Annotated in this window: 13 protein-coding genes; 7 read left to right on the forward strand and 6 right to left on the reverse strand. The window is 66.0% G+C overall.

What is annotated here, in order from left to right; translation table 11 throughout:
- Together ABQZ09_RS10410 and ABQZ09_RS10415 are read left to right on the forward strand one after the other, a co-directional pair.
- Positions 1-807: a CheR family methyltransferase gene (locus ABQZ09_RS10410; protein WP_166751880.1), complete on the forward strand. Its 807-nt coding sequence runs from the start codon at positions 1-3 to the stop codon at positions 805-807.
- Positions 804-1,931, forward strand: coding sequence for a protein-glutamate methylesterase/protein-glutamine glutaminase (locus ABQZ09_RS10415; protein WP_184555364.1), 1,128 nt, complete (start codon positions 804-806; stop codon positions 1,929-1,931). The genes ABQZ09_RS10410 and ABQZ09_RS10415 overlap by 4 nt, the downstream gene beginning before the upstream one ends.
- A 118-nt stretch (positions 1,932-2,049) precedes the next feature.
- On the opposite strand, the gene ABQZ09_RS10420 is transcribed toward ABQZ09_RS10415, so the two are convergent.
- The 4 genes from ABQZ09_RS10420 to gpmA form a co-directional block, all read right to left on the reverse strand.
- Positions 2,050-3,612 carry a phospholipase D family protein gene (locus ABQZ09_RS10420; protein WP_349776828.1) on the reverse strand — a complete coding sequence of 521 codons (1,563 nt, stop codon included), beginning with the start codon at positions 3,610-3,612 and terminating at the stop codon, positions 2,050-2,052.
- 297 nt (positions 3,613-3,909) lie between these two features.
- The gene (locus ABQZ09_RS10425; protein WP_349776829.1) at positions 3,910-6,012 is read right to left on the reverse strand and encodes a M13 family metallopeptidase; all 2,103 of its coding nucleotides are present in this window, start codon (positions 6,010-6,012) and stop codon (positions 3,910-3,912) included.
- A 289-nt stretch (positions 6,013-6,301) separates the two neighbouring features.
- A complete protein-coding gene (locus ABQZ09_RS10430) occupies positions 6,302-6,619 on the reverse strand; it encodes a hypothetical protein (RefSeq protein WP_228314121.1) in 318 nt (105 codons plus the stop codon).
- A 146-nt stretch (positions 6,620-6,765) separates the two neighbouring features.
- On the reverse strand, positions 6,766-7,515 hold the full coding sequence (gene gpmA, locus ABQZ09_RS10435) for a 2,3-diphosphoglycerate-dependent phosphoglycerate mutase (RefSeq protein WP_047697473.1): 750 nt from the start codon (positions 7,513-7,515) through the stop codon (positions 6,766-6,768).
- Between the two features lie 103 nt (positions 7,516-7,618).
- Between gpmA and nfi the strand changes: the two genes are divergently transcribed.
- The 3 genes from nfi (at position 7,619) to ABQZ09_RS10450 (ending at position 10,070) form a co-directional block, all read left to right on the forward strand.
- The gene (gene nfi, locus ABQZ09_RS10440) at positions 7,619-8,326 is read left to right on the forward strand and encodes a deoxyribonuclease V (protein WP_349776830.1); all 708 of its coding nucleotides are present in this window, start codon (positions 7,619-7,621) and stop codon (positions 8,324-8,326) included.
- A 145-nt stretch (positions 8,327-8,471) separates the two neighbouring features.
- On the forward strand, positions 8,472-9,362 hold the full coding sequence (locus ABQZ09_RS10445) for a pirin family protein (protein WP_349776831.1): 891 nt from the start codon (positions 8,472-8,474) through the stop codon (positions 9,360-9,362).
- Positions 9,363-9,608: 246 nt separating this feature from the next.
- Positions 9,609-10,070, forward strand: a complete 462-nt coding sequence (locus tag ABQZ09_RS10450) for a hypothetical protein (protein WP_184555383.1) — start codon at positions 9,609-9,611, stop codon at positions 10,068-10,070.
- 287 nt (positions 10,071-10,357) lie between these two features.
- On the opposite strand, the gene ABQZ09_RS10455 is transcribed toward ABQZ09_RS10450, so the two are convergent.
- Together ABQZ09_RS10455 and ABQZ09_RS10460 are read right to left on the reverse strand one after the other, a co-directional pair.
- The gene (locus ABQZ09_RS10455; protein WP_184387951.1) at positions 10,358-10,792 is read right to left on the reverse strand and encodes an OsmC family protein; all 435 of its coding nucleotides are present in this window, start codon (positions 10,790-10,792) and stop codon (positions 10,358-10,360) included.
- Positions 10,793-10,825: 33 nt separating this feature from the next.
- Positions 10,826-11,683 carry a pirin family protein gene (locus ABQZ09_RS10460; RefSeq protein ID WP_349776832.1) on the reverse strand — a complete coding sequence of 286 codons (858 nt, stop codon included), beginning with the start codon at positions 11,681-11,683 and terminating at the stop codon, positions 10,826-10,828.
- A 224-nt stretch (positions 11,684-11,907) separates the two neighbouring features.
- Between ABQZ09_RS10460 and ABQZ09_RS10465 the strand changes: the two genes are divergently transcribed.
- Both ABQZ09_RS10465 and ABQZ09_RS10470 read left to right on the forward strand, forming a co-directional pair.
- A complete protein-coding gene (locus ABQZ09_RS10465; RefSeq protein ID WP_104581724.1) occupies positions 11,908-13,980 on the forward strand; it encodes a carbon starvation CstA family protein in 2,073 nt (690 codons plus the stop codon).
- Entirely contained in the window at positions 13,980-14,204 is a 225-nt protein-coding gene (locus ABQZ09_RS10470; protein ID WP_005926176.1) for a YbdD/YjiX family protein, read from the forward strand. Before ABQZ09_RS10465 ends, ABQZ09_RS10470 begins: the two co-directional genes overlap by 1 nt.
- Positions 14,205-14,919 lie beyond the last annotated feature (715 nt).

The raw sequence follows: 14,919 nt of genomic DNA on the forward strand, positions 1-14,919 counted from the left end.
ATGAGCACCGCAACCGCCATCACCGAACAGGAGTTCGGCCGCTTTCAGCGTTTCATCTTCGAAGCGGCCGGCATCAGCATTTCCTCCGGCAAGAAAGCCATGCTGTGCGGCCGCCTGGGCAAGCGCCTGCGCGAGCACCAGTTCAGCAGCTACACCCAGTATCTGCAGCTGCTGGAAAGCCGCCAGGACCGTGCGGAAATCCAGACCGCGATCGATCTGCTGACCACCAACGAAACCTATTTCTTCCGCGAGCCCAAGCACTTCGAGCTGCTGCGCAAGCTGGCCGCAGAGCATCGCGGCGGGCTGCCGTTCCGCTGCTGGAGCGCGGCCAGCTCCAGCGGCGAGGAGGCCTACAGCATGGCGATGGTGCTGGACGACACCCTGCAGGGGCGTCCGTTCGAGGTCGTGGGCACCGACATCAGCACGCGCGTCCTGGCCAAGGCACGCACCGGGCATTACGCGCTGCAACGCATCGACGGCATCCCGCAGCCGTATCTCAAACGCTATTGCCTGCGTGGTCAGGGCGAGTACGCCGGTACCTTGCTGGTGGAGCGCCGCCTGCGCGACCGCGTGCAGTTCGTGCACGCCAACCTCAACGCTGCGCTGCCGCCGCTGGGCAGCTTCGATGCGATCTTCCTGCGCAATGTCATGATCTATTTCAACGGGCAGACCAAGCGCGAGGTGATCCTGCGCGTGCTGGCCGCCCTCAAGCCGGGCGGGCATTTCTGCATCGGCCACTCGGAAAGCCTGAGCGAACTCGACATCGATCTGGTCCAGGTGGCACCCTCGATTTTCCGCAAGGCATGACCCAAGGATTCACCGTGTCGACAGCGCTCAACCGCCCCACCGCCAATCCCGCCACCATCAAGGCCATGGTGGTCGACGACTCGGCGGTGGTGCGCCAGGTGCTGGTGGGCGTGCTCAACGACGCGCAAGGCATCGAGGTGATCGCCACGGCCGCCGACCCGCTGCTGGCCATCGACAAGATGCGCCAGCAATGGCCGGACGTGATCGTGCTGGACGTGGAAATGCCGCGCATGGACGGCATCACCTTCCTGCGCAAGATCATGAGCGAGCGGCCCACCCCGGTGGTGATCTGCTCCACGCTCACCGAAAAGGGCGCACGCGTCACCATGGACGCGCTGGCCGCGGGCGCGGTGGCGGTGGTGACCAAGCCGCGCCTGGGGCTCAAGCAGTTCCTCACCGATTCGGCCGACGAGCTGGTGGCCACCGTACGCAGCGCCGCACGCGCCAACGTCAAGCGGCTGGCCGCACGCGTCACCGCCGCACCGATGGAGCCGGAAGTCAAACACACCGCCGACGTGATCCTGCCGGCACAGAGCGGGCGCGCCCTGGCGCAGACCACCGAGCGCATCGTCGCCATCGGCACCTCCACCGGCGGCACCCAGGCGCTGGAAGAAGTGCTGACCGCGTTGCCGCGCGTGTGCCCGGGCATCGTGATCGTGCAGCACATGCCGGAGAAGTTCACCGCCGCCTTTGCTGCGCGCCTCAACGGCCTGTGCCAGATCGCCGTGAAAGAAGCTGCCAACAACGACCGCGTGATGCCGGGCCGCGCCCTGATCGCGCCCGGTGGCAAACACCTGCTGCTGCGGCGCAGTGGCGCGCAATATTTCGTCGAAGTGATGGAAGGCCCGCCAGTGAACCGGCACCGCCCGTCGGTGGATGTGCTGTTCCGCTCCGCTGCACGTGCGGCCGGCAGCAACGCGCTCGGCATCATCATGACCGGCATGGGCGATGACGGCGCCGCCGGACTGCTGGAAATGCGTCAGGCCGGCGCGCGCACGGTGGCGCAGGACGAGCACACCAGCATCGTGTTCGGCATGCCCAAGGAAGCGATCAAACGCGGCGGCGCGGACCGCATCCTGCCACTGGGCGCGATGGCACGCGAGATCGTGACGCAGCTGCAATAACCCGACAGACGTCCGCGTCACGCGCCAACGGATCTGACCAGGCCGCCACACTCCCTTCTCCCACCTGCGGGAGAAGGTGCCCGAAGGGCGGATGAGGGCAACCCGCTGACCAAACCAGCTACAGCTGCGACTCCAGCGGGAACCAGCCCATCACCGTTGCCGCGCCGCGCCGCCACACGCTTGCGGCCGGCTCGCGTGACCACACCTCCGGCGGCGTTGCGGCGTCGTCGTGCCAGCGCAGCTCACCCTGGTCCAGCGTCACGCGGTAACTCACCGGCGCACTGACCTTATGGTTGTACAGCCGCTCGAGCTCTGCAGTGACCACCCGGTCGTCGAACAGCAGCCCCATTTCGGTATTGAGGTTCATCGAGCGCGGGTCCAGGTTGAACGAGCCGATGAAACCGCTGCTGTCGTCCACCACAAACGCTTTGGTGTGCAGGCTGGCGCCGCTGGAGCCGAACAGGCTGCCATCGGGTTTGCCCATCGGCTTGAGCTCGTGCAGGCGCACGCCCTGCTGCAGCAGTGGCACCCGATAGTCGGCGTAGCCACTGTGCACGGCGACCACATCGTTTGCCGCCAGCGAATTGGTCAGGATATTGACCCGGACATTACGCCGACGCAGCTCGCCGATCCAGCGCATGCCCTCGTCGCCGGGCACGAAGTATGGCGAGATCACTTTCAACTCGTGCTGCGCGCGCGCCATCTCGCCGATCAACACCGGCGTCATCCAGTCGGCCTGCGGCGGTGCGCCTTCGGCCTTCTCCGGCGGATCGGAGACGATGCGTGCATGGTCCAGCCAATGCACCGCACGATCGCCCTGCATCAGCGCATGCACGCTCGGCGAGCGGCGCAGCCGCTCCACGTACGGGTGCGCGCGTGCCGAGGCCACGCCGGCATCCAGGCTGCCACGCAGCGCCTCCAGCGCCTGCGGCTTTGCCGTCACCAGGGCGGCCAGCGGCAAGGCATTGGGGCTGTTCCAGTACGCATCGAAGTTGCCTTCGGCCTGCTGCACCGTCGGGCCCATCAGCGCTGCATCCATGTCCATGAAGTTGGTATCGCGCGCGGCATCGAAATATTCGTCGCCCACGTTGCGCCCACCCACCACCGCAATCCGCCCATCGGCAATCCAGGCCTTGTTGTGCATGCGCCGATTGATGCTGAACATGCGTAGCACCATCTCCACGCCGCGCATCAGGGTGCCTTCGCGCGCGCGGGTGGGGTTGAACAGGCGGATCTCGATCATCGGATGGCTGTCGAGCGCGGCCAGCACCGAATCGCTGCCATGGATGTTCATGTCGTCCAGCAGCAGGCGCACGCGCACGCCGCGGTCGGCAGCACGCAGCAACTCGTTGTGCAGCAGATTGCCGGTGAAATCGGCATGCCAGATGTAGTACTGCAGATCCAGGCTGCGCCCGGCCGCACGCGCGGTGAGCGCACGCACTGCAAACGCATCGATATTGTCGGACAGGATCACCATGCCGGTCTGATCGGGGTGCGCCTGCTGCAAGGGCGCCACCACCTGATCGATCGGCGTGCTGACGACCGTGGCCGGCAACGCATGGCTTACCGGGCCGCGCTGGCGGTCGGCAAAGCGGCCGTACCCGTACAACGACAGCGCACTGCCCAGCACGAACACGGCGATGCCGATGCCCATCCACTTGAAGACGTTACGCTTGCTCACTGCCGGCCCTGACATTCACGACGCGCCAGTGTAGATGCTGCCCCTGCAGCGGCGCGTGCAGGGCCTGCTACGCAAGCGGGCTCGACAACCCTGGAAAATAAGGGTTTTTTGATCGCTCTTGCCGGCATCGCCTGCGCAAGCGGCGTGCATGCCAAACGGCAACGCACGCACCTCCGGGACGACGCGACCAGGTCCCACCCGACGCAACCCAGCTGCACGCAGCCACGCGCAACTGCAGGGACCCCCACCATCACCGACTGCGCCCGCTGTCGCAGAACGCAGTCGTGCAGCGGCCGCCTACCAGATGGCGACACGCGCCTTGTCACCGCGCACCATCGCGTCACCCGGCTTGCACTGGAACGCTTGCGCAAACACCGGCATGTTCGACGGCGCACCGTTGGCGCGGAAATTGGCTGGCGCGTGCGGATCGGTGTTCAGGCGCACACGCAATTCGCCATCGGTGAAGTTGCGACGCCACACGGTCGCCCAGTTCATGAAGAAACGCTGATCCTGCGAATAGCCGTCGATCTGCCTGTTGGCATCGGGCTGTTCCTTCAACGCCATTTGCAGGGCATCGTAGGCCACGGTCAGCCCGCCCAGGTCACCGATATTTTCGCCCAGCGTCAGCTTGCCTTTGACATGCACGCCGGGGATGGCTTCATAGCCGTCGAACTGTGCCACCAGTTGATCGGTGCGCTGGGTGAACAGCTTGCGGTCCGCATCCGTCCACCAGCTGGCGAAGTTGCCCTTGGCATCGAACTGGCTGCCGGAGTCGTCGTAGCCGTGCATCATCTCGTGCCCGATCACCGCACCGATGCCGCCGTAATTGAGCGCCGGATCGGCCTTGGGATCGAAGAACGGCGGCTGCAGGATGGCGGCGGGAAACACGATCTCGTTGCGGGTGGCGTTGTAGTACGCGTTGACGGTCTGCGGCGTCATGTGCCACTCGCGCTTGTCCACCGGCTTGCCGATCTTGTCGAGCATGTAGCGATAGTTAAACGCCTGCGCGGCCTGCATGTTGGCCAGGAAGCCATCGCCGCGCGTCTGCAGCCCGGACCAGTCACGCCATTGATCCGGATAACCGATCTTGGGCGTGAAACTGGCCCACTTCTCCAGCGCGCGCTGCTTGGTCTCGGCGCTCATCCAATCGAGCCTTTCCAGGCGCGCCTTCAACGCAGCCGACAGGTTCTGCACCAGTTGCTGCATCTGCTCCTTCGACTCGGCCGGAAATGCAGACTGCACGTAGAGCTGGCCCAGCGCCTCGCCCATGGCCTCGTTGACCGCGTTCAAGGTGCGCTTCCAGCGCGGCAGCATGTCCTGCTGACCGCGCAGCGTCCTGGAATAGAAATCGAAGTTGGCCTGCTCGAACGGCTTGGCCAGATACGGCGCCGCCTCGTCCACGCTGTGGAAACGCAGATACGCCTTCCAGGTATCCACCGGGGTGTCGGCGAGCATCGCATCGAGCTCGGCAAAGTACCCGGGCTGGCTGAGCGAAAAGGTGCCGGCCGGCACCTTGAGCGCACTGAAAAATGCCTGCCAGTCGAAGTGCGGCGTCACCGCATTGGCGCCGGCCACATCGACCGGGTTGTAACGCTTGGCCGGGTCGCGCAGTTCGATCCGCGACAACGAGGCGGCGGCCAGCCGCGTCTCGAACGCCATGACCGCCTTGGCCTGGGTCGCCGCCTGCGCGGCCGGAATGCCGGACAGCTCCAGCACGCGTGCGATGTAGGCCACGTACTGTTCGCGGATCTTGGCTTGCGCCGGATCGGTGTAGTAGCCCTTCTCGGGCAGGCCCAGGCCGCCCTGCCCCGCATAGGCGATCATCTGCTCGGAATTCTTGTAGTCGGCGTTGGCGCCGAACGAGAACATGAAGCCCTGGCCCTTGGCATAGCTGTCGCGCAGCCACGCGGCGATGGACGGCGTATCGGTCAGCGCATCGATCGCTTTCAACTGCGGTTGCAGCGGGGTGATGCCGGCGGTGTCGATCGCTGCCTCGTCCGAACCGGTGCGCCACAGGTCGGCAATCTTGGCGTCCACCGAACCGGCCGACAGATTGCCGCGCGCCAGCTGCTCCACCAGCGCGTGCTGGATGGTCAGCGAACGCTCGGCCAGCACTTCAAAGCTGCCCCAGCTGGTGCGATCGGACGGCACTGGGTTGGCCTTGAGCCACTTGGCGTTGACGAAGCCGTTGAGGTCCTGACATGCAGCGATGCTCGGGTCCAGATCGCCGCTGCTGAACGCCACGATCGGCGCATCGAGCTTGGACACATCGACCTTGGTCGGTGCAGCCGGCGGGGTGGTGGGCGTCCCCTTGGCCGTGTCGTTGGAGGCGCCGCATGCAGACAACGCAACCACGATGGCCACCGCAAGCGATAGCGGCGCGAACTTGCTCAACTTCATTGAATTCTCCAAGGCATGACCGCGCATGCGCGGTCGAAAAAAGTCGGCAGCCCGTCGGGAGCCACTGGCGAAGAGCAGCGCATCAAGCGGCGCTCGCACCCTCGTCAGTCACTCTGCAACCGGCCACACCAGATCACTGCAGCGGCACCGCGACGCTCTAGCGTCCGTTGCCGCGCTTTATAGAAACGTCATTGCAACGGCAGGCCGCCGGCGCGTCTGCCACTGACGCCGCGAACGGCTGTTTCACCCAATACCTGCATCCCGGCGCAACACGCACCGTCGCAGGCAGTCACCGACGCGCGTAGAACGGCGCCATCAACAGGTAGACCGGATACGCCAACCCCATCAGCACCAGGGCGACCTCATGCCCGGACGCCGCATCGGCCCACGCTTCCATCTGCCGTACCGGGCCGAACAGACCCATCGCCAGCATCACCACACCGAGCACGCAGATCAGCAAGGCCAATGCCAGCCCGGGGCCGGAGATGCTGGCGCCGGTCAATACCGCAACTGCACCGCTTCCACCGGCCAACAACGTCCCCACGGTCACCAGATACGCGCGACAGTAAGTGGCAGTCATCTGCTGGGTTCTACGTTTGCCGGACATCATGTCTCGCCTGCACTAGCGCGGCGCGTGCGCGATTCACGCCCACGCGCCGTTTCCATTCACCACGGCCCACAGCCTCCTGCAGCCGCACACCACACACGACAGGCGCTGCGCGCGAGCACGCAGCGCTTGAACGCCAGCAGCGATTACTTCGCCTTGCCCTGGTTGGCTACGGCTTCGGCCGCGCGCTTGGCCGCTTCCGGGTCGCCCAGGTAACGGAAGCTGCGCACCTGCAGGTTGTCGTCCAGCTCGAACAGCAGCGGGATGCCGGTGGGGATGTTGAGCTCCAGGATCTGCTCGTTGGAGACGTCGTTGAGGTACTTGTACAACGCGCGCAGCGAGTTGCCGTGCGCGGTCACCAGCACGGTCTGCCCGGCCTTCAACTGCGGCGCAATCGCGTCGTGCCAGTACGGCAGCACGCGCACCAGCGTGGTTGCCAGCGACTCGGTCCCCGGCAACGCATTGCGGTCGAGCGTGGCGTAACGACGGTCGTGACACGGGTGGCCCGGGTCGGCAACGTCCATCGCCGGCGGCGGGATGTCGTAGGAACGGCGCCAGATCTTGACCTGCTCCTCGCCGTGTTTGGCCGCGGTTTCGGCCTTGTCCAGGCCTTGCAGGCCACCGTAGTGGCGCTCGTTGAGGCGCCAGCTCTTGGACACCGGCAGCCAGTCCTGGTCGAGCTCCTTCAACGCGCCCTGCAGCGTGTGGATGGCGCGCTTGAGTACCGAGGTGTGGGCAACATCGAACTGCAGCCCTTCGTCCTTCATCAGCTTGCCGGCCGCCGTCGCTTCCTGGCGGCCCTGCTCGGTGAGTTCCACATCCACCCAGCCGGTGAAACGGTTGTCCAGGTTCCATTGGCTCTGGCCATGGCGCAGCAGTACGAGTTTGCGGGTCACTACGGTTCTCCGATTGGGGGCCGATCAGCCTGCGATTGTAGCGGCAGCGCGTGCATCGCAGGCGTGCACGAGATCGCCACGGCCCGCACGCGATGCTGTGGCCATGCACACCAACGACCCCGTCTTCGCCGGTTGGGACGGCAGCGCGACCCAGGCGCGACAGTTGCAACAGCAACTGGCACAGCGCGTGGTGCTACAGGATGAGGTGAGCGCAACGCCGCAGCTGCTTGCAGGCTTCGACGTCGGGTTCGAAGACGACGGCCAGACGACGCGCGCGGCCGCCGTGTTGCTGGATGCGCACACGCTGCTGCCACTGGAAACGCATGTCGCACGCGTGCCGACCTCGATGCCGTACGTGCCCGGCCTGCTCAGTTTTCGCGAACTGCCGGCATTGCAGCAGGCCCTGGCGCTGCTGTCGCGCACGCCGGAGCTGGTCTTCATCGACGGCCAGGGCATTGCGCATCCACGCAAGCTGGGCATCGCGGCCCACTTCGGCGTGGTGACCGGCCTGCCCTGCATCGGCGTGGCCAAGCAACGCCTGGCCGGCAGCTTCAGCGAACCCGGCCCCGAACGCGGCGATCACAGCCCGATCCTGCTTGCCGGTGCACAGATCGGCTGGGCGCTGCGCAGCAAGCTGCGCTGCAACCCCTTGATCGTTTCGCCCGGCCATCGCGTTTCCATGCACGGCGCCCTCGACTGGACGATGCGCACCTTGCGCGCCTATCGCCTGCCCGAACCCACGCGCCTGGCCGACCGCATCGCCTCGCGTCGTGGCGAGGTCGAGCTGCCTACGCAGACGCGCCTGCTATAGGGCACGCCTGATAGGTGATCACCACCTCGCGCGCGGCGCTTGGCGACATCACCTGCATACGGAACATTCCATCTTGGCCGATGCGCTGCACAGCACCTGATGCGCATGCGACGCTTTGGCTCCCAGTCCGTCACGAGCCACCGCCATGACCACTCTGATTGCCCCACGCGTACATGACATCGGTGGGCTGGAAGTGCGCCGCGCCGTGCCCACCTTGCAGGCGCGCAGCGTGGGGCCGTTTGTCTTCGTCGACCACATGGGCCCGGCGGTGCTCGAACCGGAGCACGGCATCGATGTCCGTCCGCACCCGCATATCGGCCTGGCTACGGTCACCTTCCTGTGGGCCGGCGAGATCGGGCACCGCGACACGCTGGGGTCTGATCAGGTGATCCGCCCCGGCGACGTCAACTGGATGACCGCCGGTCGCGGCATCGCCCATTCCGAACGCACGCCCGGCCCCGAGCGTGCACGCCAGCACGCACTGCACGGCATGCAGACCTGGATCGCACTCCCGCGCTCGGCCGAAGAAACCGCGCCGGCCTTCCATCACCACGCCGCCGCCAGCCTGCCGCAGCAGCGCCGCGATGGCGTCTGGTTGCGCGTGATCGCCGGCCGCGCCTATGGCGAGGAATCGCCGGTGCAGGTGTTCAGCGGCACGCTCAATGTGGCGCTGGACCTGGCACCGGACGCGGAGATCGACCTGGATGCCGGCCACGCCGAGCGCGCCCTGTACATCCTGGAAGGCGAGGCGCAGCTGGATGGCGCCGATGTACCGGCGCGCCACCTGATCGTGCCCTCGCCCGGCGCCCGCGGCCGCCTGCGCGCCAGGACGCCGCTCAAGGCCATGCTGCTCGGCGGCGAGCCGCTGGATGGGCCGCGCCATCTGTGGTGGAACTTCGTGTCCAGCTTCAAGGAGCGCATCGAGCAGGCCAAGGACGACTGGCAGGCCGGTCGCTTCGGCACCATCCCGGGCGACGACCAGGACTTCATTCCGCTGCCGCAAACACCGGCGCCCAAACCGGTTAATTACCCTTGAAACCGTGCGCGGCGAGCGGCGCGCTTCGCCGCCCGTCACCAGGTCTCGCAATGGAAGTGCCCTGCCGCACAGGCCATGCCACACCGAAATGCGACATGGCTTGAGCCAGCTCGCAAAACTGTGGTAGTGATGCAGGCGTAGGCGCACGTCGAGTGGACGGCATGCCCAGGCGGGGAGCCTGAGGCGATGCAGCGGCACGGGGTCGACGTCGCTCCGTCTCATCATCCACTGCCCGGGGAACCTTGCATGAAGTCTGCATCCTGCCTAGTCGGCCTGAGCCTGCTGCTGGCCGCCGCGACCACCCACGCCCAGACCTCGCCGGTCTGCCCACCGCTGCCGCCCGCCTCCGGCCTGCAGTGGAACGAGCTGGCAGGTGCCGACTACCTGGTCTGCAAGGCAGTGACCGCCGATGGCCGGCAGGTCGTCGGGGTGATGCTCACCACCCGCGACCCGGCCATGACGCTGGCACGCGACCGCCGCGCCGAAAAAGGCCAGATCCAGCAGGAAGATTTCTACTGGTACAAGCTCGATCTGGGCGGCCGCGAGATGCCCGGCATGGAATCGCGCCGCGTCACCGTGGTGGAGCTGGGCAAGAAACGGTATGCGCAGCTGTGGATCGACGGCGCCAGCACCGAGGAACTGGCCTCGATGCAGTCGCTGGTGCAGTCGATGGATCTGCAGCCGGCCAGTCTTGCGTTGCAGCGCTGAGGCAGCGCGTCGCCGCATTGCTGGCTGTCGATACAGCAACCTTGCAGCGCGCCGGCTTGCCCGGCGCGCTGTAGGTCACATCAGGCGGCCTGCTGCAGCCGGCCTTGCCGCCACGAATCGCCCCACGTGCGCGCATCTTCGCGCCAGCGTCATGCCGGCGCGAGCGAAAACCTACCCGCTGCAGCCCTGAGCCAAGGCGCCGCGACTGGCGATCGGCATCAGCGTCGCGATCGCGCGTTCCATGCCGATCGCGTCACCGCCTCCCCGGAGCGACTGGCAAGCGTTTGTCAGCCTGCCAGCGTCGTTGCTTGGTCACCCATGCCGGCCGCCTGCAGCTGGCTGTCGATGCGCACTTCGCCAGTCAGCAGGCGATGGATCGGGCACTTGTCGGCCACCTCCAGCAAGCGTGCGCGCTGGTCGTCATCCAGTGCACCGTCGAGCACGATCTCGCGGGTGATCGCCGTGCCGGCGGCACCGCGCTGGGTGTAATGCAGATGCACATGCACCGCCGTCAGCGGCCACTGCTTGCGTGTGGCCACCATCGACAGCGTGATCGCCGTGCAGGCACCCAGGGCGCCGAGCACCTGCGATTCCGGATCCGGCCCGGCATCGGCGCCGCCGTTGGCCGGCTGGGTATCGCCGAGCCAGCGGTGCTGGCCGTCGTGGATGGTGACGGTATATGGCACCGCAGTGGTGCCGACGCTGACCGGGCGATCACTCATGTCCCTCTCCTGCGCTAGATGAGATGGCCGGGCTCAGAACCGGCCTTCCTGGAAATCGACGAACGCCTGCATCAATTCCTGCTTGGTGTTCATCACGAACGGCCCGTGCCGCATCACCGGCTCGTTGAGCGGGCGGCCGGCCACCACGATCAGTTGCGCGCCCTGTGCCCCTGCGCGCAGCGTCAGCCGCTCGCCGCCGCCCAGCACCGCCAGTTCCTGCGCGGGCAAGGGGCGCGAGGCGTCGCCCTCGCCCACGACCACCGCGCCCTCGAACGCATACGCAAACGCGTTGTGCCCGCTGGGCAGCAGGTAATCCCACTCCACGTTCGGCTCCAAGGCGATATCCAGATACACCGGGCTGGTCGCAGGCTGCACGATCGGGCCGACGACATCGCCCACCGCTCCGGCTATCACCTTGACCGTGACGCCGGGCGCCGGGTGCGCCACCGGAATGTGGTCCGGCGCGTATTCCTGGTACCTGGGGTCGGTCATCTTGTCGCGCGCCGGCAGGTTCACCCACAGCTGAAAGCCGCGCATGCGCCCGGATTCCTGTTCGGGCATTTCCGAATGGATCAGGCCGCGCCCGGCGGTCATCCACTGCACGCTGCCCGGGGTCAGCAGGCCTTCGTTGCCGTGGTTGTCCTTGTGCCGCATGCGCCCGTCGAGCATGTAGGTCACCGTCTCGAAGCCGCGATGCGGGTGGCTGGGGAAGCCGCCGATGTAGTCCTCGGCCTTTTCGGTACCGAACTCGTCCAGCATCAGAAACGGGTCCAGCTCCGGCAATTGCGGGGTACCGATGACGCGGGTCAACTTGACGCCGGCGCCGTCGGAGGTCACTTGGCCGTGGATGGTGCGCAGCACATGCGCCGCTGTGTTGGTGGTGGTGCTCATGGCAGTGTCCCTGTGCAAGGTGTCGTGCGCCCATCATGGGTGCCCGGGATGCGGCGCCCAACCGCGACCGTTGCAACCGATCGTTCCAAACGCCTCCCGCTGGCGCCGCCAGCGCCGCATGCAGGCAACTCTACGACCAAAGTTTTACCCCGCCGCTGACCCCTGCCATTGACCGCAGGCGGGCACGGGGGGACCCTTGAGTGAATCGTTCCTGAGGGATATGCATGAAAGGGTTCTCGAAGCTGGCCTGGGGCGCGCTGGCGCTGCTGGCCGCGTTCTGCCTGGGTACCGTGGCATTGCGGCGTGGCGAGCACATCAACGCGTTGTGGATCGTGGTGGCGGCGGTGTCGATCTATCTGATCGCCTACCGGTTCTACAGCCTGTTCATCGCCGACAAGGTGATGCAGCTGGACATCACCCGCGCCACGCCGGCGGTGGCCAACAACGACGGCCTGGATTACGTGCCCACCAACAAGCACGTGCTGTTCGGCCATCACTTCGCCGCCATCGCCGGGGCCGGGCCGTTGGTGGGCCCGGTGCTTGCCGCGCAGATGGGCTACCTGCCCGGGCTGCTGTGGCTGGTGGTGGGCGTGGTGTTTGCCGGCGCGGTGCAGGACTTCGTGGTGCTGTTCCTGTCCAGCCGCCGCAACGGGCGCTCGCTGGGCGATCTGGTGCGCGAAGAGATGGGCCAGGTGCCCGGCACCATCGCCTTGTTCGGCGCGTTCCTGATCATGATCATCATCCTGGCGGTGCTGGCGATGGTGGTGGTCAAGGCATTGGCCGAGAGCCCCTGGGGCATGTTCACGGTGATCGCCACCATGCCCATCGCGCTGATGATGGGCGTGTACATGCGCTACATCCGCGTCGGCAAGATCGGCGAGATCTCGGTGGTGGGATTGATCCTGCTGCTGGGCGCGATCTGGCTGGGTGGCAAGGTCGCCGCCGACCCGACCTGGGGCCCGGCCTTCACCTTCACCGCCAAGCAGATCACCTGGATGCTGATCGGCTACGGCTTCGTCGCCTCGGTGCTGCCGGTGTGGCTGCTGCTGGCACCGCGCGACTACCTGTCCACCTTCCTCAAGATCGGCACCATCCTGGCCCTGGCCATCGGCATTCTTGTGGTGATGCCGGACCTCAAGATGCCGGCGCTGACCCAGTTCGCGTCCACTGGCGACGGGCCGGTGTGGAAGGGCGGCATCTTCCCGTTCCTGTTCATCACGATTGCCTGTGGTGCAGTGTCCGGCTTCCATGCCCTGATCGCCTCCGGCACCACGCCCAAGCTGCTCGCCAATGAAGGCCACATGCGCTACATCGGCTACGGCGGCATGCTGATGGAATCGTTCGTAGCCATCATGGCGCTGGTGGCCGCCTCGATCATCGAGCCCGGCATCTACTTCGCGATGAACAGCCCGGCCTCGCTGGTCGGCACCGACACGGTGGCGGTCGCGGCCAAGGTGTCCGAATGGGGCTTTGCGATCACTCCCGAAGTGCTGGAGGCCACCGCGCGCGATATCGGCGAGCACAGCATCCTGGCGCGTGCCGGCGGTGCACCCACGCTGGCCGTGGGCATCGCACAGATCCTGCATCAACTGCTGCCAGGCGAAGACACCATGGCGTTCTGGTACCACTTCGCCATCCTGTTCGAAGCCTTGTTCATCCTGACCGCAGTGGATGCCGGCACGCGCGCAGGTCGCTTCATGCTGCAGGACCTGCTGGGCAACTTCATCCCGGCGCTGAAAAAGACCGAATCGTGGACCGCCAACATCATCGCCACCGCCGGGTGCGTGGCACTGTGGGGCTATCTGCTCTACACCGGGGTGATCGATCCGTTCGGCGGCATCCAGACCTTGTGGCCGTTGTTCGGCATCTCCAACCAGATGCTGGCCGGTATCGCGCTGATGCTGGGCACGGTGGTGCTGTTCAAGATGAAGCGCGACCGCTATGCCTGGGTCACCATCGTGCCGGCGCTGTGGCTGCTGCTGTGCACGACCTACGCGGGGTTGATCAAGATCTTCGATAGCAACCCGGCGCAGGGTTTCCTGGCGCAGGCGCACAAGTTCCAGGCCGCCATCGCCAGCAACACCATCACCGCACCGGCCAAAACGGTGCCACAGATGCAGCAGATCGTCACCAACGCCTACGTCAACACCGGGCTGACGGTGCTGTTCCTGTTCGTGGTGGCTTCGATCCTTGTGTACGCAATCAAGACGATCATCGCCGCACGCCGCAATCCGCAGCGGAGCGACCGTGAAACGCCGTACGTGGCCTTGCAGCCACACCAGATGGCGGATCTGTAATGGGCACCCAACTCGTTCTGGCCAGCCAGTATCAGGTGCACCGCCGCATCTGGCGACGCCTGATCCAGACCGCGCGCTTGTGCTGCGGCATTCCCGACTACGACAACTACGTGCGCCACATGCTGGAAAAACATCCAGACAAGCCGGTAATGGACTATCCCGCCTTCTTCCGCGAGCGGCAGGATGCACGCTACGGCGGCAAGAGCGGGTTTCGCTGTTGCTGATGGGTGATCGATCGATTCGCGATCGGTTGACCGGTCAAACAAGACGTTGAAAAAGCAACAGGGCGCGATGCAAATCGCGCCCTGTTGCTTTGTTGGACGCTGCGGCTTTGCTGCAGCGCCCTTGCCCGCCCACCATCGAGGGACACACGGATTCACGGCGTGTCCTGCAAGCGCTGAGGGCACCGCGCCCTTGACGCTGTGACTTGGCTGCAGGGCCCTTGCCCGCCCACCATCGCAGGACACGCCGCAAGTACATCCATGTAGCTCCTTGGCGGCATCCATGCCGCCAAGGGTCCCGCGACGGTGGGCGGGCAAGGACCAGTCGAGATGGTCGGTGCGCATGGCTCTCAATCAGTCGCTTGGCAAACTGGCGACGCGGTGCCTTTGCTCTTCAACAAAACCCCCAACCAACTGTCTGGCGTGGTGTCCTCGCCGATTGCGGGACCGTGTGGCGGCATGGATGCCGCCACCGAGCCCCCATGGACGGGTTTACGGCGTGTCCCACGAGCGGTGAGGGCACCGCGCCCTCGACCAGACTTGAAGACAGCCGAGCGATCACGATGCGCACAGCGCATGGGTCTCAACCTGATTGTTCACTACGGACAGATCAGGCGGAGAGCTGATCATCTGCGCCTTTGCTGCAGGGCCCTTGCCCGCCCACCATCGCGGGACACGCTGCAAGTACGTCCATGTAGCTCCGTGGCGGCATCCATGC

It is taken from the genome of Xanthomonas sp. WHRI 6106, from assembly GCF_040202405.1.
GTDB lineage: Bacteria > Pseudomonadota > Gammaproteobacteria > Xanthomonadales > Xanthomonadaceae > Xanthomonas > Xanthomonas cannabis.

Bases quoted from the DNA above. Each gene is read 5' to 3' on its own strand.
- ABQZ09_RS10445 (WP_349776831.1), top strand. From the start codon at position 8,472: ATGACCACTCTGATTGCCCCACGCGTACATGACATCGGTGGGCTGGAA.
- ABQZ09_RS10410 (WP_166751880.1), top strand. From the start codon at position 1: ATGAGCACCGCAACCGCCATCACCGAACAGGAGTTCGGCCGCTTTCAG.
- ABQZ09_RS10460 (WP_349776832.1), bottom strand. From the start codon at position 11,683: ATGAGCACCACCACCAACACAGCGGCGCATGTGCTGCGCACCATCCAC.
- ABQZ09_RS10465 (WP_104581724.1), top strand. From the start codon at position 11,908: ATGAAAGGGTTCTCGAAGCTGGCCTGGGGCGCGCTGGCGCTGCTGGCC.
- ABQZ09_RS10430 (WP_228314121.1), bottom strand. From the start codon at position 6,619: ATGTCCGGCAAACGTAGAACCCAGCAGATGACTGCCACTTACTGTCGC.
- ABQZ09_RS10450 (WP_184555383.1), top strand. From the start codon at position 9,609: ATGAAGTCTGCATCCTGCCTAGTCGGCCTGAGCCTGCTGCTGGCCGCC.
- nfi (WP_349776830.1), top strand. From the start codon at position 7,619: ATGCACACCAACGACCCCGTCTTCGCCGGTTGGGACGGCAGCGCGACC.
- ABQZ09_RS10470 (WP_005926176.1), top strand. From the start codon at position 13,980: ATGGGCACCCAACTCGTTCTGGCCAGCCAGTATCAGGTGCACCGCCGC.
- ABQZ09_RS10425 (WP_349776829.1), bottom strand. From the start codon at position 6,012: ATGAAGTTGAGCAAGTTCGCGCCGCTATCGCTTGCGGTGGCCATCGTG.
- ABQZ09_RS10415 (WP_184555364.1), top strand. From the start codon at position 804: ATGACCCAAGGATTCACCGTGTCGACAGCGCTCAACCGCCCCACCGCC.
- ABQZ09_RS10455 (WP_184387951.1), bottom strand. From the start codon at position 10,792: ATGAGTGATCGCCCGGTCAGCGTCGGCACCACTGCGGTGCCATATACC.